This window comes from Blastococcus sp. SYSU DS0539, from assembly GCF_054050855.1.
Map to the genome: position 1 here is coordinate 183,362 of NZ_JBJHAF010000008.1, position 17,243 is coordinate 200,604.

A 17,243-nucleotide genomic window follows, 5' to 3' on the forward strand; every position below is an offset into this window, starting at 1 on the left:
CGGCGGGGAGGAGGCGCGGTGCTCAGCAGGGAGGAGTACCTGGACGCCTGGTCGCGGTGGCACGGCGGCGCCGACACCGGATCGCTCCTCGTGCGCGGCTGGCTGTCCCTCGCGCACGCGCTGGCCCGGCCGCTGGCCGCGTTGCCGCCGTCCCTCGCCACCGCCGCCGGCGTCGTCGTCGCGGCGGCCGCGGTGCCGCCGGCTGCCGCGGGCGGCGGCTGGCTGGTCCTGGCGGGGCTGCTGGTCGGGTTGTCCGGGCTGCTCGACAGCCTCGACGGCGCCCTGGCGATCGGCACCGGCCGCGCGTCGCAGCGCGGCTTCGTCCTGGACTCCGTCGTCGACCGGCTCACCGAGGCCGCGTACGCGGCGGCGCTGTGGGCCGCCGGCGCGCCCGGCTGGCTGGCCGTCGCCTTCGGGGCGCTGTGCTGGCTGCCGGACTACCTGCGGGCCCGCGCCGGGCAGGCCGGGGTGCACCGGACCGGGCCGATCTCGTGGTGGGAGCGGCCCACCCGCGTCGTCATGGCGGGCCTCACGCTCGGCGGGGCGGGCGTGGTCTCCGGGCTCGAGGTGGCGGGGGTGGACGGCGCGGTGCTGGCGGTCACCGCCGGTGCGGCCGCCGGCGTGCTGCTCGGCGCGGTCGGCACCGTGCAGCTGGGCCGGTGGCTGCGCGGGGAGCTGGCCGGCCCCGTTGCGGGCGACGTCCCGGCGGCCGACTGAGCGATCCGCCGGCCACCTCGGCAGGTCAGCCCTCCGGGGCGGCCCCTAGGGTGTGCGATGCGGCGATCCCTGCCGTTCCCTGCCCGTTCACCGCTGCGGCTCCTCGCGTACCGGCGCACCGCGCCGACGCCGGGACCGTTCCCGAGGAGCCTCCCGTGCCCGTCGTCGTCACCGGCTCCATCGCCACCGACCACCTGATGACCTTCCCCGGCCGCTTCACCGAGCAGTTCGTCGAGGGCCAGATGGAGAACGTCTCGCTCTCCTTCCTCGTCGACGACCTGGTGCAGCACCGCGGCGGCGCCGGCGCCAACATGGCCTACGGGCTGGGCCTCCTCGGCCTCGCGCCGGTGCTCGTCGGCGCCGTCGGCAGCGACTTCGCCGACTACGACGCCTGGCTGTCCCGGCACGGGGTGGACACCCGCAGCGTGCACTGGTCGGAGCTGAAGCACACCGCGCGGTTCGTCTGCACCACCGACGAGGCGAACAACCAGATCGCGTCGTTCTACTCGGGCGCGATGGCGGAGGCCGCGCGGATCGAGCTGGCCCCGGTCGTGGCCCGCATCGGCGGCCCCGACCTCGTCGTCGTCGGCCCCAACGACCCCACCGCGATGGTGCGCCACACGCAGGAGTGCCGGGACCGCGGCTACCCGTTCGTCGCCGACCCGAGCCAGCAGCTGGCCTGGGCCGACGGCGGGATGATCCGCGATCTGGTCACCGGCGCGGAGCTGCTGTTCACCAACGAGTACGAGTCGGCGCTGCTCCTGCAGAAGACCGAGTGGACCGCCGACGAGATCCTGGCCCGGGTCGGCACCTGGGTGACCACCCGGGCCGCCGACGGCGTCCTGGTGCGGCGGGCCGGCGAGGAGCCGCTGTCGGTCATCGCCGTGCCCGAGACCAAGCCGGTCGAGCCCACCGGTGGCGGCGACGCGCTGCGCGCCGGGTTCATCGCCGGCCGGATGTGGGGGCTGGGCCTGGAGCGCTGCACCCAGCTCGGCTCGGCCGTCGCCACCGCGGCCGTCGAGGTCATCGGCACGCAGGAGTACGACCTGCCGCGGGAGAGCTTCCTGGCGCGGTTCGCCGAGGCCTTCGGCGCCGAGGCCGCCGACGAGGTCGCGGTACACCTCCCCGCCTGAGCCCGGGCTACTCGCCGCGGAGGCGCTGCCCGATCGAGGGGTCCTCGGCCCAGGCCCGGTAGGGGATCCGCGCGATGTCGCGCACCTCGCCGACCGTCGTCCACTCGTTCCCGCCGAGCCGCGCCAGCGGCTTGAGGTGCTCGATCCGCGGCCGGCCGTCGCGCACCGCCTCGGCCCATACGCTGATGTGCCGCACCCGGCCGAAGACGACGGTGCTGTCGCCCAGCCGCAGGGTGGAGTGCAGCGTGCACTCGATCGACACGGGCGACTCCGCCACGCGCAGCGCCGCCACCGTGTCGGCCGGTTCCAGCCGCACCCCGGCCTGCTCGGCCTCGCTGGTGTCCGGCGGGAAGTCGGTGCCCGTGGCGTTCACCTGCTCGAACAGCGCCTTGGGGGTGAGGTTCACGGTGAACTCGCCGGTGGCCTCGACGTTGGTCAGCGAGTCCTTCCGGCCGACCGAGGTGAACTGCACGATCGGCGGGGAGACGCAGGCGACGGTGTAGAAGGAGTGCGGCGCCAGGTTGTGCACCCCCGCGGCCGAGCGGCTGCAGACCCAGGCGATCGGCCGGGGGACGACGACGGAGTTGAGCACCCGGTAGAACGCGCCGGCGTCCATCCCGGTGGGGTCGAACGAGGTGCGCGGCCGGGACGGGTCGGGAGATGTCACCGGCCCATCGTCGCCGATGCGTCCGCGCTCCTCGCGTCCACGGTCCGGCCGCGCCAGCGCAGGGTGCCGCGTCGCCGCCCCAGCACGGAGCGGACCATGAGCACGTCGAGCACCAGCACCGACACCGGGTGGGCGAGGGCGTCGGGCCAGGCCCGGCTGCCGCTGGACAGCGCGCTGGCCACCCGCCCGGCGACCCCGGCCGCGTACCCGGCCAGCCCGGCGCGGGAGCCGGCGAGCGCCGCGAGGGGCGGGACGACGTAGACGGCGGTGAGTACTGCCGCCGCGGCCAGCCCACCGGCCGGCGTCCCCCCGACCGAGGCCCACAGCGACTTGGCGTAGCCGTCCCGCAGCTCGGGCCAGTCCGCGTACATCCGGCAGGCGGCCAGCCGCGATCCGTCGACCGGCCCGCCCCGGCCACCGGTGCGCTTCACCGCCCGGAGCAGCGCGATGTCCTCCAGCACCTCGCCGCGGACCGCGCCGTGCCCGCCCGCCCGCAGGTAGGCGCCCCGCCGCACCACCAGGAACTGCCCGTTGGCCGCGGCCAGCGACGGGCGGGGGGAGCGCTCGGCCAGGCGCAGCGGCAGCGTCGTCGTCCACAGCCACGGGGCCAGTGGCTGCACGAGGCGCTCGGCCGCGCCCACCGCCAGCGGGCGGGGCCACGGCGAGACCAGGTCCAGCCCGTTGGCGTCCAGGACCGCCACGGCGGCGGCGATCGCGTCGGGGAAGAGCCGGACGTCGGCGTCCACGAACACCAGCACGTCGTCGTCGCCGCCCTCGGCCGGGGCCGCGGTGACCCCGACCGAGCAGGCGTGCGGCTTGCCCAGCCAGCCCGGGGGCGGCGGAGGCGCGGCGACCAGCCGGATCCGGCGGTCGTGCACCGCGCGGACGACGTCGGCGGTGCCGTCGGTGGAGCCGTCGTCGACCACGACCACCCGCAGCCGCGGCACCCCCCGCTGGTCGAGCAGCGCGGCGAGGCAGCCGGCGACCTGGTCGGCCTCGTCGCGCACCGGCAGCACGACGGTGACCTGGTGGGCGACCGGCGGTGGGTCGGCCGGCGGGCGGCGCAGCAGCGCGGTGTTGACGGCGGCGTGCACGGCACCGGCCGCCGAGACGCCGGCCAGGACCCGCAGCAGGCGGCTCACGGGCGCCCCGCGCGTCGCTGCTGCACCGCGAGGACGACGAGGACGCACGCGCCCAGCCCCGCACCCCAGGCCGCCGACCCGGGCAGGCCCAGCCAGCCGGCGTGCGCCAGCGCGCCGCCCAGCGTCATCCACGCCAGGGCGAACAGCGGAGCCGCCGGTCCGACCCGGGGGGCACCGGCGGCCCGGGTGCGCGCGACGAGCACGTCGAGCAGCGTCATGAGCACCACCCCGGCCAGCAGCCAGCCGGCGAGGTTGGTCAGCGGCACGGTGTCGATGCCCGGCAGCCCCGGGGACGGATCGGCCCACGTCCAGTAACCGGCCTGCACCAGCTGCGGGTCCAGGACGACGTCCCAGGCGGCGAAGACCGCCGCCGCCCAGCCGATGCGGGCCGGCCGGCGCAGGGACGCGCGCACCGGCCGGGCCAGCACACCGCCGAGCAGCCAGCTGGGCCACGTCATCATCAGCCAGGCCAGCGGGACCAGGAACGGCACGCCGAGCAGCGTGGGGCCGAGGGTGTCGCTGTAGGTGTAGCTGCCGTACGGGTAGCCGGTGGCCAGGCCGACCGACTCGAAGCCGATCGCCACGAGCGCGACCAGCACCAGCACGCCCAGGCCGGTGCGGACGCCCCGGCTCAGGCCTGCGTGCACCACCGACAGCGTCGAGCCGAGCAGCACGATCGTCCAGGAGACGACGTCCCGCCCTCCTCCCGAGCTCAGCGGGTAGGCGATGGCCGTGGCGACGAGCGCGCCGGCCAGCACCAGGGGGACGACGCGGCGCACGGCCGGCGCCGGCGCCGGAGCGGTCGCGGCGGTCATGCCTCCGCCGCCCGGGCCGCCCGCAGCCGCCGCAGCGCGCGGCCGGCCGCCGCCCGGGCGCGCGGCCGCAGCGCCCGGCGGTCGGCGAGGACGGTACGTGCCGCCGTCCGCCCGGAGTTGCCCGAGACGCCGCCACCGGGGTGCGTGGAGGCGCCCGCGAGGTAGAGGCCGGGCAGGCCCGGCACCCGGTAGCCCGACAGCCCGGGCGCCGGGCGGAAGGCGAACATGCTGGCCAGGCCCATCTCCACGTGCATGACGTTGCCACGGGGGAGGGACAGCTCCCGCTCCAGCGCCAGCGGGGTCTGCACGTACGTCTCGCGCACCGAGCCGGCGAACCCGGGGGCGTAGCGGTCGACGGCGTCCACCAGGCGGCGGGCCTCGGCGTCGGCCAGCGCGTCCCAGTCGCCGCCGTCGGCCAGCGCGTAGGGGTACCACTGGCCCCAGATGGTGACCACGTGCTGCCCCGGCGGGGCCAGGGTGTCGTCGCTCGCGGAGAACGACATGGCCAGCGGCACCGGCTCGCGCGGCACCCGTCCGGCGCCCCAGTCGCCGTGCGCGGCGGCCAGCTGGGCGCGGTCGGTGCAGAGCAGCTGGAGGCCCTGCAGGGCGTCGGCCGGTGAGGCCCCCGGGTACGACGGCGGGGCGTCGGTGAGCGCGCGCACGACCAGGCCGAAGCCGTTGCCGAGCGGCGGTGCGGCCTCGGCGAGCACCGGGGGTGCGGCGTCGCCGGCCAGCTCGCGGGTCATCCCGATGTGGCACGCGGCCACCACCGACGGTGCCCGGACGACCCGGCCGGACCGGGTCTCGACGCCGGCGATCCGGCCGTCCTCCACCAGCAGCCGTGCGGCGCCGTCGCCGAGCACGACCCGGCCGCCGTCGGACTCCAGCCGCCGGCGCAGCGCCTCCGTCAGCCCACCGGAGCCGCCGACCGGGTGGCCGGGCGGGACGTCGTGCAGCAGCGCGACCCAGCCGACCATCGCCGCGGTGCCGGGCTCGGACATCGGGGGGCCGGACTGCGCGCCGAACCAGGCCAGCGCCGCCTTGAGCCGCTCGCTGGTGAACCACTTGTCCAGCAGCGCGTCGCCCGAGCCGAGGAAGTCCACGGCCAGCTCGCCGCCCGGGGTGCGCGGCCGGCCCTCGGCGGGCGCGCCGAGCGGCCAGAACGAGCGGAGCAGCCCCCCGGCGGACGGTGCGCGGCCGAAGGAGGCGACCACGGCGCGGCTGCGCGGGCCCCAGATCCCGACGAACCGCCGGTAGGCGGCGGCGTCGGCCGGACCGCAGGCGGCCTCGATCGAGGCGCAGGTGGCGTCCAGGTCGACGGAGAAGACCAGCGGCCGGCCGTCGGGGCCGGGGTCGCCGGGCGCGGGCGCCGGTGCGAAGCCCCACGGGTCGCAGTCGATGTAGCGGAGCCCGTGCGCCGCCAGGTCCAGCTCCTCGACGATGCCGCTGTGCCGGACGATGACGTGGGCGCTGGAGCCGCGGTCGACGCGCACGCCGGGCCAGCGCTCGACGGTGGACACCGCGCCGCCGAGGACGTCGTCGGACTCGACGACCTCCACCCGGAGGCCCTCCCGGGCCAGGTAGCAGGCGGCGACCAGGCCGTTGTGGCCGGAGCCGACGACGACGACGTCCACGGGGGCGGGGGAAGCGGTCACGCCCGGGAGTTCGGCGCGGAGGGGCCGGGTGGATGCAGCGGCAGCCGCGCGCCGAGGATGGCGAAGGGCCGGGAGTCGCCGGGGAAGTGGTAGCCGCGGGCGAGGTCGACGAAGCCGTCGGCGCGGTACAGCCGGAAGGCCTTGGTGTCGGCGTCGGGCGTGGAGAGCAGGGCGACCGGGTGCGGCAGGCCCTCGACCAGCGCGTGCAGCAGCTGCCGGCCCAGCCCCTGGCTCTGCGCGTCGGGGTGGACGTGCAGCTCGCAGACCTCGAAGGCGCCGGGCAGCCACTTCTTGGCCGTCCGGCGGTCGAGCGCGGCGCGCACCTGGTCGTGCCACCACTGGCCGGGCGCGATGAGGTAGCCGTACCCGAAGCCGACCAGCCGCTCGCCCTCCGGGCTCTGTGCGAAGGCGCCCACGGCGCGGAAACCGGGCCGCTCGGTGTGCTGGATCGCGTAGCCGTACCGCCCGGCGACGACGCCGGAGTCGTAGCCCATCGCCAGGCCGTAGATGGTGAGCACCTCGTGCATGTGCTCCCGCATCCACGGCGGGGGCAGCTCGACGATGCGGGTGGCGGGCCGGGTGCCCGTCACGGGGCGACCGCCTGCGGGGCTGCGGTGGCGGTGGTGGTGGCGGCGTCGCGCGGGCCCTCGCCCACCTCGGCCGCGGTGCCGGCGGTGAGGCGGAGCAGCTCGTCGTAGGTGGTCGGGAAGACCGCCGTCGGGGAGCCGGCCGCGGCCCACACCTGCTCGTACCGGGCGAGCTCCACGTCGACCAGCGTGCCGAGCGGCTCGGGGTGGCCGACCGGGGCGACGCCGCCGATGGGCTGGCCGGTGTGCCGGCGGACGGCGTCGGCGGGGGCCGGCGCCACCGAGCCGACGCCGAGCAGCGCCGCGACCTGGGCGACGTCGACGCGGTGCGCGCCGCTGGGGAGGACCAGCAGCGGGGAGCCGTCGGCGAGGAAGACCAGGCTGTTCACGATCGCGCCGACCGGGACGCCGAGCGCGGCGGCGGCCGCGGGCGCCGTGCGGACCTCCTCGGGGAGGACGCGGACCGCACCGGCGGCACCGGCCTCGGCGAGGGTGCGGGCGACGGCGTCCACCCGGGGGTTCGGGGGTCGGCTCATGCGTCGATCCTGCCACCGTCCCGGGGGTCCCCGCCCGGCGCGCCCCGGGCCCGCGGAGGCGGTGCGGTGCCGGCGCCGGCACACGGCGCGGCGCGGCTTGACGAGGGCGGGGCGCTCGGGTCTACTGGACGAGCGTTCGAACGCCTGTTCGAACGACGTCCGACCCGCTCTCCCGACCTTCCCCGTCGGTGGGGGCACCGGGGCGGCGTGCGCGCGGGGTGAGGCGTGGGGAGTCGGGGATGAGCCGGGTGCTGGGTGAGGTCGTCGGTCGGGCCGGCGAAGAGGTGCAGGTGGAACGCGGCCCGCTGGGCCCGGTGCAGTTCTGGCGCGGGCAGTCCCGGTACGTCGTGGGCGAGCTGCTCGACTCCTGGGTCGAGACCGCACCGTGGTGGCTGCGGGACGCCGGGGCGGGCGGCGCGTCCGACGACCTGGTGGCGCCGCGGGAGGTCTGGCGGGTCGAGGCGGTCCGGGCCGGGCGCTCGCGGATGAGCTTCGCCGGGGTCTACGACCTGTCGTGGGACGCGTCCGGCAACCGCTGGTGGCTCGTGCGGGTGCACGACTGATGGGCGCCGCACGGGCCGTGCCGGCCGAGCAGCTGCCGCTTCCCCCCGCGCTGCCCACCGCCGCCACGGCGCTGCTGGGCCAGGCGCACCGGGGGCTGGCCGCGGCCGCCGCGGCCGCCGACCAGCGGGAGCGGTACGCCACCGCCCACCTCGCCGCGCTCCGCGCCGCCGCCGCGGTGCTCGCCGCGCGCACCCGGCCGGAGGGCGGGCGCCGCCGGCCGCGCAGCGCCTGGGTGCTGCTCGGGCAGGTGGCGCCGGAGCTGGGGGAGTGGGCCACCTTCTTCGCCGCCGGGGCGGGCAAGCGCGCCGCCGCCGAGGCGGGGCTGTCCCGAGCGGTCACCGAGCGGGAGGCCGACGACCTGGTGCGCGACGTCCGCGCCTTCCTCGGCGTGGTCGAGACCGTGCTCGGCAGCACGCCGCCGCCGGAGCCGCCCCGCTACCCGCGGCCGCACGTGGTCGGCGGGTCCTCGTCCCGGTCCGCCGGGCCATGGCGGTGAGCGACCCCTTCGTCCACCTGCACGTCGCCTCCGGCTACTCCATGCGGTACGGGGCCAACCACCCCGCCGACCTGGTGGCCCGCGCCGCCGAGCACGGCATGCCGGCCCTGGCCCTGACCGACCGGGACGGTCTCTACGGCGCGGTGAAGTTCGCGCTGGCCTGCCGGTCGGCCGGGGTGCGGCCGATCTTCGGCGTCGACCTCGCGGTGGCGCCGTCGCTGGGCACCAGCGTGCCCCCGGCGCTCGCGCACGTGCTGGGCGAGGACCCGGCCGCGGCGCGCCCGCCGCGCTCGCGGTCCGCGACCTCGCCTCGCCGGGCCCCGGCCCGCGGTGGGGCGAGCGTCGACCCGCGGCTGCCCCGGGTCACCTTCCTGGCGCGGAACGGCGCCGGCTGGCGGTCGCTGTGCCGGCTCACCAGCGCCACCCACCTGCGGGGCAGCCGCGGCGAGCCGGTGAGCTCGCTGGCGATCGCCGCCGAGCACGCGACCGGGCTGGTCCCGCTGCTCGGCCCCGACTCCCCGGTGGGGCGGGCGCTGCTCGCCGGCCGGGCCGATCTGGCCGCCGACCAGCTGGACGCCTGGCGCGCGGTCTTCGGGCCCGGGCTGGCGCTCGAGCTGGTGCACCACCGCGGACGGGGTGACCGCTCCCGGGCCCAGGCGATGCTGCGGTTCGCCACCGAGCAGGGCGTGCCGGTGGTGCTCAGCAACGCCGTCCGCTACGTCGACGCCCTGGACGCACCGACCGCCGACGTGCTGGACGCCGCCCGGCGGCTGGTCCCGCTGGGTGCCCGGCACGTCGACCGCACCACGGCGGAGGGCTACCTGAAGTCGGGCAAGGAGATGGCCGAGGTCGCCGAGGACGTCGTCGGCCCCGACCGGGACGCCGCCCTGCGGCTGCTCGAGCGCACCGCCCGGCTGGCCGAGCAGTGCGCCGTCGACATCGTCACCGACCTGGGCATCGGCAGCGTCCGGTACCCCGAGCTCGACGTCGTCACCGCGCCGGCCGAGCGGGGCATGGGCCCGGCGCAGGTGCTGCGCGCCCGGTGCGAGGCCGGGCTGGGCCGGCGGGGCATGGCGCCCACGGCCCGGGTCCGCCAGCGGCTGGAGGAGGAGCTCGGGGTCATCGACTCCCTCGGCTACCCCTCCTACTTCCTCACCGTGGCCGACGTGGTCGACCTCATCAAGAGCTTGAGGGTTCGGGCGGCCGCGCGCGGCTCGGGTGCCGGCAGCCTGGTCACCTACCTGCTGGGCATCTCCGACGTCGACCCGCTGCGCTACGGGCTGCTGATGGAGCGGTTCCTCTCGCCGCTGCGCCACCAGCTGCCCGACATCGACATCGACGTGGAGTCCGCCCGCCGGATGGAGGTCTACGACGCGGTCATCGACCGCTTCGGCGCCGACCGGGTCAGCTGCATCTCGATGATGGACACCTACCGGGTGCGGCACGCGATCCGCGACGTCGGCGCCGCGCTCGGGCTGCCGCAGGCGGAGGTCGACGCCGTCGCCAAGGCGTTCCCGCACATCCGGGCCAACCAGGTGCACGCGGCGCTGCGCGACCTGCCGGAGCTGCGGGCCAGCCGGATGGGCTCCCGGCGATCCGGTGGCAGCGGCGATCTGGACCTGCTGTTCGACCTCGTCGCCCGGCTCGACGGGCTGCCGCGGCACATCGCGCTGCACCCGTGCGGGGTGCTGCTCTCCGACGCCACGCTGCTGGACCGCACCCCGGTGGAGAGCAGCTACCTCGGCTACCCGATGAGCCAGTTCGACAAGGACGACGTCGAGGAGCTGGGGCTGCTCAAGCTCGACCTGCTCGGCATCCGGATGCAGTCGGCGATCGCGCACGCCCTCGACGAGATCGAGCGGGTCGACGGGGAGGCCGTCGACATCGACGCCGTTCCGCGGGACGACCCGACGACGTTCGAGCTGATCCGCAGCACCCGCACGCTCGGCATGTTCCAGATCGAGTCGCCGGGGCAGCGGGAGCTGGTCGGCAAGTTCGGGCCGCAGACCTTCGAGGACCTCATCATCGACATCTCGCTGTTCCGGCCCGGGCCGGTGAAGAGCGACATGGTCACCCCGTTCCTCATGGCCCGGAACGGGTGGCAGGAGGCGCAGTACCCGCACCCCGACCTGGAGTTCGCGCTCGCGGAGACCGCCGGGGTGGTGGTCTTCCACGAGCAGGTGCTGCAGGTGGTCGCCCGGATGGCCGGCTGCACGCTGGCCGAGGCCGACGAGGTGCGCCGTGCCCTGGGGGAGAAGGACGCCCACCCCGAGGTGCGGGCGTGGTTCGTGCCCCGGGCGCTGGCCGCCGGCTACCCGGTGCCGGTGGCCGAGCAGGTGTGGGAGGTGCTGGCCGCCTTCGGGTCGTTCGGCTTCTGCAAGGCGCACGCCGCGGCCTTCGCCCTGCCCACCTACCAGTCGGCCTGGCTGAAGACCCACCACCCGGCGGCCTTCCTGGCCGGGGTCCTCACCCACGACCCCGGCATGTACCCGAAGCGGCTGATCCTCGACGACGCCCGCAACTTCGGCGTCCGGGTGCTCGGCCTCGACGTCAACGCCTCGACCGGCAGCTACCGCGTCGAGCGGCTGGCAGCCGACGACGGACCGGACGACCCTGACCGTGAGGGAGAGGATGAGGGTCGGGGCCGGCGGCGCCCGGAGTGGATGCCCGCGGCGATGCCTGACCCGACGCGCTACGGCATCCGGCTGTCGCTGGCCGATGTGAAGGGCATCTCCGACGACGAGGTGGCGCGGGTGGTCGCCGGGCAGCCCTTTCGGTCACTGACGGATTTCTGGTCACGCGCGTCGGTGTCCCGGCCGGTGGTCGAGCGGCTGGTGCTGGCCGGCGGGTTCGACTCGCTCTACGGCTTCGGGATGCGGGACCGCGAGGCCGGCCGGCCGACCCGCCGGCGCCACCAGGTCACCCGGCGCGACCTGCTGCTGCAGATCAGCGAGCTGGACCGGTGGAGTCGCAGCGGTGCCCGGGCCACCTCCGACGGGCAGCTGAGCCTGGACCTGATGGGGCTGGAGGAGGAGCCGGCGGACGGGACGGCGGAGTCCGACGGTGCGGCCGCCCCCGGCCCTGCTGCGAGCAGCGGGCTGCCCGAGTTCACCGACGCCGAGCTGGTGCGGGCCGAGCTCGAGGTGCTCGGGCTGGACGCCAGCCGGCACGTCGTCGACTTCTACCGGCCGTTCCTGTCGGCGCTCGGCGCGGTCCCGGCCGGTGACCTCCTCGGCTGCCGCAGCGGCGCGGAGGTGCTGGTGGCCGGCGTGAAGGTGGCCACCCAGACGCCGCCGATCCGGTCCGGGCGCCGGGTGGTGTTCGTGACCCTCGACGACGGCAGCGGCTGCACCGACTCGACCTTCTTCGAGGACGCGCAGGGGCCCTACGCCGCGACGGTCTTCCACTCGTGGCTGCTGGTGATCCGCGGGGTGCTGCGGCGCACCGGCCCGCGGGGGATGTCGCTGCGGGCCACCGGGGCCTGGGAGCTGCCGGCGCTGCACGAGGCGTGGGAGGCCGGCGGGCTGGAGTCGGTCGCCGAACTGATGGCAGCGCCGGGGGAGTACACCGAGCAGGCGATCGCCGGTGCGGCGGCGTCTCGGAACTCGCGCCCGGTGGTGGTGCGGCCGGTGCTCGTGCACCCGACCGGCTTCCGGATGTCGCCCTACGCCGACATCAAGCCGGCCGGCGAGGAGACCAAGGTCGCGGCGCGCCGGGCAGCGGCCGGGCCGCCCCGGAAGCTCTGGCACTCCAGCCCGGGCAGCTCCGGCCACTGACGGCCGGGGTCAGCCCTCGTCGTCGGTGGCGTCGTCGATCTCCTGCTCGACCTCGTCGACGCCCTCCTCGACGTTCTGCTCGACGCCGTCGTCGACGACGTCCTCCCCGCAGGCGGCGGTGGTGAAGGAGGCGGCGGCGATGGCGAACGCGGCGGCGGTCGCGCGGACCAGGCGGGGACGGGTGGAGCGGGCCATGGGAACTCCTCGGTCGTCGGCGGTACTGACCCGACGGCTGTGCCCGGGGCCGGCAGACCCGTAAACGATCACCCGGCGCGGGCCGGCCCCGGCGACCGATGAGTCCACCGTTCCGGTGCGGTCTACCTCCTGACGCCGGCGCCCGGCCGGCGCGCGAAGGAGGGCCAGCCATGCCCCAGCAGATCCCGTGCCTGTGGTTCGACGGCAACGCCGAAGCGGCCGCCCGGCACTACACGTCGATCTTCCCCAACAGCTCGATCCGCGAGGTCACCCGCTACGGGCCCGACATGCCGCCGCCGATGAAGGAGGGGGACGTCCTGACGGTGGAGTTCACGCTCGACGGGCAGCCCTGGACCGCCCTCAACGGCGGCCCGCAGTTCCCGCACAGCGAGGCGATCTCCTTCCAGATCATGTGCGCCGACCAGGAGGAGGCCGACCACTACTGGAACCGGCTCACCGACGGCGGCGAGGAGAGCATGTGCGGCTGGCTCAAGGACCGGTTCGGCGTCTCCTGGCAGGTGGTGCCCACCGAGCTGAGGAGCCTGCTCAACGACCCCGATCCAGGCCGCGCCCAGCGGGCCGCCCAGGCGATGCTGCAGATGCACCGCATCGACCTCGACGTCATCCGGCGGGCCGCCGACAGCGTCCCCGCCTGAGCGGTGCGGCCCTCCCGGCGCCACTAGGCTCCGGTGGGTGCCGACCGAACCTGCCTCGCCGACCGCGGAGCAGCTGCCCGCCCGGACCGCTGCCGTCTGGGCCGCGCTCGACCCGCTGGTCAGCGCCGGCACGGCACTGCGCGTGCTCGACGTCGGGGGCGGCAGCGGCATGTTCGCCGTCCCCCTGGCCCGCCTCGGCCACCGCGTCACCGTCGTCGACCCCAGCGCCGACGCCCTCGCCACCCTGCACCGCCGCGCCCAGACCGCGGGCGTGGCGGAGCGGGTCCGCGGCGTCCAGGGCGACGGCGACCTGCTGCACGAGGTGCTCGCCGACGACGACGGCGGGTACGACCTCGCGCTCTGCCACTCCGTGCTCGAGGTCGTCGACGACCCGGCGGTGACCCTGCGGGAGATCGCCGGCGCCCTGTGCCCGGGTGGCCGGGTGAGCCTCGCCGTCGCCAACCGCGCCGGCGCCGTGCTGGCCCGCGCGGTCGCGGGGCACCCCGCGGAGGCGCTCGCGGTGCTCGGGAGCCAGGGCGTCCCCGGGCGGCCGGTCCGCCGCCGGTTCAGCCCCGAGGACCTCCTCGCGCTCGTCGACGGCGCGGGCCTGACCGCGGGTACCTGGCGGGGTGTCTCCGTCGTCGCCGACCTGCTCGAGGCGGCCTCCGGAGCCGACCCCGCCGCGGTGCGGACCCTCGAGCTGGCGCTCGCCGAGGCCTCGCCCTATCGCGAGGTGGCCGCCGGCCTCCACCTGCTGGCCACCCGCGCGTGACCGGCCGGGTCGACGACGGCGGGCTGCCCCCCGACCTGCACCAGCCGGCCTACGGCGTGGCCACCCTGGCCGACGTGCTCCCGGGCGTCGCGGCGACGCTGGGCACGCCCGTTCCGCGGGGCGATCTGCCCGCCGATCCGCTCGCCCTCGCCTCGGCGCTGCACGGTGCCCGCCGGGTGGCGGTGCTGCTCGTCGACGGGCTGGGGGCCGACCTGGTCCGCGCCCACGCCGACCTCGCCCCCACCCTCGCCGCGATGGCCAGCCCGGCCGGGGACCTCCAGGCGCCCTGCCCCAGCACCACCCCGGTCAGCCTCACCACGATCGGCACCGGCCTGCCTCCGGGCAGCCACGGCGTCCTGGGGTTCGTCACCGAGGTGCCGGGGGAGGGGCGCACCCTCAACCACACCCAGTGGGCCGACGACCCCGACCCCGCCGACTGGCAGGCGCAGCCGACCGTCTTCGAGCGCGCCGCGGCCGACGGCGTCGCGGTCACCGCCGTGGGGCCGTGGGCCTACGCGGGCTCGGGTCTGACGGTGGCCGCCTACCGCGGCGCCCGGTACACCGGAACGGTCGGCCCCGGGGACCTGACGGCGCTCATGCGGTCCGCCCTGGACGCGGGCCCACGGGCCCTGGTCTACGGATACCTGGCCGAGCTGGACCTGACCGGGCACGTCCGCGGCGTCGACTCGCCCAGTTGGCGGGCCCAGCTCGCGCTGGTCGACCGCATCGTCGAGCAGCTCGTCGACGCCCTGCCCGACGACGGCGCCCTGCTGGTCACCGCCGACCACGGGATGCTCGACGTCCCCGCGCACACCCGGCTCGATCTCGACGACGAGCCCGATCTCGCCGACGGGGTGCGGCTGCTCGCCGGTGAGCCGCGCGCCCGCTACGTGCACGCCGAGCCCGGCGCCGAGGCCGACGTCCTGGACCGCTGGCGCGGGGTCCTCGGGGACCGTGCCTGGGTGATCGGGCGCGACGAGGCCGTCGCCAGCGGGATCTTCGGCCCGGTCGCCGATGAGCTCGCCGCCCGCATCGGCGACGTCGTGGCGCTGGCCCGGGGCAGCTGGGCGCTGGTCAGCCCCCGGCTGGAGCCCGGGCCGAGCCGGCTGGCGGCCTACCACGGGTCGCTCACCGCGACAGAGTTGGCGATCCCGCTGTTGGCCGCGCGGGGCCGTGCCCTCGCCTGACTGGCGTCCGGCCACCGCTCAGCCGGCCACCGCTCAGCCGGCCACCGCTAGCCGGCCACCGCTCAGCCGGCCGGGGCCCCCGGCCGGCGGCTGAGCGACAGGTGGTGCCAGGTCCGCACCCGCCCGGGCGCCGGGGCCTGGCAGGTGAGCCGGACGGCCTCCGGCGCGGGCCGGCTCTCCACGGTGACGGCCACCGGCCCGTCCGGGCCGGCGAGGGCCACCTCCCAGCGCTCCACCGCCGGATCGGCCGACTCCTGCCGGGTGGCCCCCAGGGGCGCGAGGTCGTCGACGCCGAGGAGGCCGAGCTCCTCGCGCGCGTAGTGCTGGGCGGCCTGCACCGGCGCCGCCAGCCCGGCCCGCCCGCGCAGCCAGGGCAGCGCGACCTGGCCGTGGTCGTGCGCGGCGACGACCAGCCCGCCGTCCCCGGGAACCTGTCCGTAGTAGAAGCCGTGCGGCAGCACGAGCACGTTGGCGGCGAAGCGGTCGCCGCCGAGGTGGCTGCACTCCCAGACGTCGGCCGGACCGGGTGCGGGCAGCGCGCGGGCCAGGGGCCGGCCGCGCAGCGCGCAGCAGGCGTCGTGTCCGCCGTGGGTGCAGACCAGGTAGGTCCGCCCCGGCGCCCGTTCGCCGACCGAGCCGTCCCAGGGCGCGGTGAGCAGGTCGGCGTCGGCCGAGCGCACCGACCACCACAGGCCCTCCTGCCCGAGCCGGCTGTCGGCGTAGGCCCAGCGGCGGCCGGAGTCCGACAGCCGGTCGCCGGGGCGGCGGACCAGCAGCACCCGCACGCCCTCCCGCTTCGCGCGGTCGGCCAGCAGTGGCGCCACCCGCGCGTCGAACCGCGACTGGAGCAGCGCCTCGCGTCCCCACGGCCCGGGCTGCTCGATCAGCAGCCAGCGCGACACCGGCGACGCCGTCGCGACGCCGGAGTCGCCGCGCTCGAGCGCCTGCACCGAGCAGCGGTTCCCGTCGAGCCGGCCCAGCGGGCGGGCGGGGACGTCGGTGCGGGAGCCGTCCCCGCCGGCTCCGGTCACTCCCGCCACCGGATCACCGACCGGAACCGGTGGCGTCCTCACGCCCGCCGGCGTGCCCGGTGGCCGGCAGCGCGGCATCGGGCACGGTGGCGATCGACTCGGTCACCAGCCGGCGCGCCAGGGAGAGCCGGTCCGCGGGGTCCAGGCCGGGCAGGTCACCGACCTTGGACTCGCCCACGTCCAGCAGCGCCCGCAGAGCGTCGCGCGCGTCGGCCGGGAAGGAGAGCGATCGCCGACCGGCGAGCAGGGTCAGCCGGCCGTCGGGGGCGTTCCGGAGGCTGCACCGCAGCCGCCGGCGCAGCCGGAGCACCGTGTCGGCGGTGAGCGCCGCCGCGGCGGCCGACTGGGCCAGCGGGGCCACCGGCTCGGGCCGCACCTGCGCCCAGGTGTGGGCGCGCAGGCGGTCGGCCACCTCGGTGGGGTCCACCCGGCCCAGCCACTCCTGCAGCCCGGCGATCACCGCGGCGACCTCGTCCCGGACGGAGTCGGGGCGGCCCAGGTCGACGCCCAGCGGCAACGAGCCGCGCAGCGCGGGGTCCTCGGCGGCGAGCGTGCGCACCAGGTCGAGCGCCGCCTCGGCCGCGCCCCAGCGGGTCACCGAGTGGATGCCGACGGTCAGGTGCGCGCTGGTCTCGCCGAGCGCCTTCGCCGAGTGCAGGTAGCCGCGGGGGAGGTAGAGGGCGTCACCGGGGCGCAGCACCGCGTCGATGACCGGCTCGCGCTCGGCCGCGGCGGCGACCGCGTCGGCGCGGTCGGTCCACACCTGGGTGCGCAGCGGGTCGGGGAGCACCGGCTCGTGGATGGTCCAGTGCTTCTCCCCGGCCACCTGGAGCACGAACACGTCGTGGACGTCGTAGTGCGGGCTGAAGCCCTGCGAGGACGGCGGGGTGACGTACGCGTTCACCTGTGTGGGGTGACCGAGGTCGGCGGCCAGCTGGTCGGCGAACTCGATCAGCGGCGGCCAGAGCCGGTGCAGGCCCTGGAGGACGACGGTGCTCCCGTCGGCGAACAGGCGCAGCACCGCGTCGGAGGAGACCTGGTCGGCGATCTCCGCGCCGGCCCCTCCGGAGGAGGTGAACCGCTTCGCGTCGACGACGGCGCCGTCCTTCGCGATCCGCAGGAAGGGCGTGCGCAGACCGCGCCGGGAGAGCAGCTCGTCGACCGCGGCGAGGTCGAGCAGGTCGGTGAAGGAGTTACCGGTGTCCTCGGCGCGGGTGAGCAGCGGCCGCCGCGCCCAGTACTGCTCGGCGAAGAGCTCGGGCGCCATGTCCGTGCACCGTCGCAGGGCCGGGCGGAGCTGCTGCTCCGCCCGGC

17 protein-coding genes are annotated in these 17,243 nt (G+C 76.8%); 8 read left to right on the plus strand and 9 right to left on the minus strand.

Translation table 11 applies throughout. From position 1 onward, the window contains the following. Positions 1-18: 18 nt before the first annotated feature. A complete protein-coding gene (locus ACI790_RS12220) occupies positions 19-717 on the plus strand; it encodes a CDP-alcohol phosphatidyltransferase family protein (RefSeq protein ID WP_456570041.1) in 699 nt (232 codons plus the stop codon). A gap of 155 nt (positions 718-872) precedes the next feature. Continuing rightward, positions 873-1,850 carry a carbohydrate kinase family protein gene (locus ACI790_RS12225; RefSeq protein ID WP_456570042.1) on the plus strand — a complete coding sequence of 326 codons (978 nt, stop codon included), beginning with the start codon at positions 873-875 and terminating at the stop codon, positions 1,848-1,850. A gap of 7 nt (positions 1,851-1,857) precedes the next feature. On the opposite strand, the gene ACI790_RS12230 is transcribed toward ACI790_RS12225, so the two are convergent. The 6 genes from ACI790_RS12230 to ACI790_RS12255 are packed head-to-tail and all read right to left on the minus strand — an operon-like array spanning position 1,858 to position 7,252. Then, the gene (locus ACI790_RS12230; protein ID WP_456570043.1) at positions 1,858-2,517 is read right to left on the minus strand and encodes a flavin reductase family protein; all 660 of its coding nucleotides are present in this window, start codon (positions 2,515-2,517) and stop codon (positions 1,858-1,860) included. Next, positions 2,514-3,659, minus strand: coding sequence for a glycosyltransferase (locus ACI790_RS12235; RefSeq protein ID WP_456570044.1), 1,146 nt, complete (start codon positions 3,657-3,659; stop codon positions 2,514-2,516). Before ACI790_RS12235 ends, ACI790_RS12230 begins: the two co-directional genes overlap by 4 nt. Next, on the minus strand, positions 3,656-4,474 hold the full coding sequence (locus ACI790_RS12240) for a carotenoid biosynthesis protein (RefSeq protein ID WP_456570045.1): 819 nt from the start codon (positions 4,472-4,474) through the stop codon (positions 3,656-3,658). Before ACI790_RS12240 ends, ACI790_RS12235 begins: the two co-directional genes overlap by 4 nt. Beyond that, complete coding sequence (locus tag ACI790_RS12245) at positions 4,471-6,129, minus strand: phytoene desaturase family protein (RefSeq protein WP_456570046.1); 1,659 nt, start codon at positions 6,127-6,129, stop codon at positions 4,471-4,473. Before ACI790_RS12245 ends, ACI790_RS12240 begins: the two co-directional genes overlap by 4 nt. Then, on the minus strand, positions 6,126-6,719 hold the full coding sequence (locus tag ACI790_RS12250) for a GNAT family N-acetyltransferase (protein ID WP_456570047.1): 594 nt from the start codon (positions 6,717-6,719) through the stop codon (positions 6,126-6,128). The genes ACI790_RS12245 and ACI790_RS12250 overlap by 4 nt, the downstream gene beginning before the upstream one ends. Continuing rightward, positions 6,716-7,252 (minus strand): YbaK/EbsC family protein, encoded by a 537-nt coding sequence (locus ACI790_RS12255; RefSeq protein WP_456570048.1) that lies wholly within the window; start codon positions 7,250-7,252, stop codon positions 6,716-6,718. The genes ACI790_RS12250 and ACI790_RS12255 overlap by 4 nt, the downstream gene beginning before the upstream one ends. 239 nt (positions 7,253-7,491) lie before the next feature. On the opposite strand from ACI790_RS12255, the gene ACI790_RS12260 reads away from it, so the two are divergent. The 3 genes from ACI790_RS12260 to ACI790_RS12270 are packed head-to-tail and all read left to right on the plus strand — an operon-like array spanning position 7,492 to position 12,088. Then, positions 7,492-7,815 (plus strand): DUF6504 family protein, encoded by a 324-nt coding sequence (locus ACI790_RS12260; protein WP_456570049.1) that lies wholly within the window; start codon positions 7,492-7,494, stop codon positions 7,813-7,815. Beyond that, the gene (locus tag ACI790_RS12265; protein ID WP_456570050.1) at positions 7,815-8,312 is read left to right on the plus strand and encodes an SAV_6107 family HEPN domain-containing protein; all 498 of its coding nucleotides are present in this window, start codon (positions 7,815-7,817) and stop codon (positions 8,310-8,312) included. The genes ACI790_RS12260 and ACI790_RS12265 overlap by 1 nt, the downstream gene beginning before the upstream one ends. After that, complete coding sequence (locus tag ACI790_RS12270) at positions 8,303-12,088, plus strand: DNA polymerase III subunit alpha (RefSeq protein WP_456570051.1); 3,786 nt, start codon at positions 8,303-8,305, stop codon at positions 12,086-12,088. Before ACI790_RS12265 ends, ACI790_RS12270 begins: the two co-directional genes overlap by 10 nt. Before the next feature lie 9 nt (positions 12,089-12,097). Here ACI790_RS12270 and ACI790_RS12275 read toward each other — a convergent pair whose 3' ends face one another. Further along, positions 12,098-12,283: a hypothetical protein gene (locus tag ACI790_RS12275; protein ID WP_456570052.1), complete on the minus strand. Its 186-nt coding sequence runs from the start codon at positions 12,281-12,283 to the stop codon at positions 12,098-12,100. Between the two features lie 170 nt (positions 12,284-12,453). On the opposite strand from ACI790_RS12275, the gene ACI790_RS12280 reads away from it, so the two are divergent. From ACI790_RS12280 to ACI790_RS12290, 3 genes are read left to right on the plus strand one after another with little or no spacing between them, the layout of a single operon-like run. Further along, a complete protein-coding gene (locus tag ACI790_RS12280; RefSeq protein ID WP_456570053.1) occupies positions 12,454-12,939 on the plus strand; it encodes a VOC family protein in 486 nt (161 codons plus the stop codon). Between the two features lie 37 nt (positions 12,940-12,976). Then, the gene (locus ACI790_RS12285; RefSeq protein WP_456570054.1) at positions 12,977-13,711 is read left to right on the plus strand and encodes a methyltransferase domain-containing protein; all 735 of its coding nucleotides are present in this window, start codon (positions 12,977-12,979) and stop codon (positions 13,709-13,711) included. After that, positions 13,708-14,898 carry an alkaline phosphatase family protein gene (locus ACI790_RS12290; RefSeq protein ID WP_456570055.1) on the plus strand — a complete coding sequence of 397 codons (1,191 nt, stop codon included), beginning with the start codon at positions 13,708-13,710 and terminating at the stop codon, positions 14,896-14,898. The genes ACI790_RS12285 and ACI790_RS12290 overlap by 4 nt, the downstream gene beginning before the upstream one ends. A gap of 62 nt (positions 14,899-14,960) precedes the next feature. On the opposite strand, the gene ACI790_RS12295 is transcribed toward ACI790_RS12290, so the two are convergent. Then, positions 14,961-15,929, minus strand: coding sequence for a sucrase ferredoxin (locus tag ACI790_RS12295; protein WP_456570056.1), 969 nt, complete (start codon positions 15,927-15,929; stop codon positions 14,961-14,963). Between the two features lie 13 nt (positions 15,930-15,942). After that, positions 15,943-17,214 carry a cupin domain-containing protein gene (locus tag ACI790_RS12300; RefSeq protein ID WP_456570059.1) on the minus strand — a complete coding sequence of 424 codons (1,272 nt, stop codon included), beginning with the start codon at positions 17,212-17,214 and terminating at the stop codon, positions 15,943-15,945. Positions 17,215-17,243 lie beyond the last annotated feature (29 nt).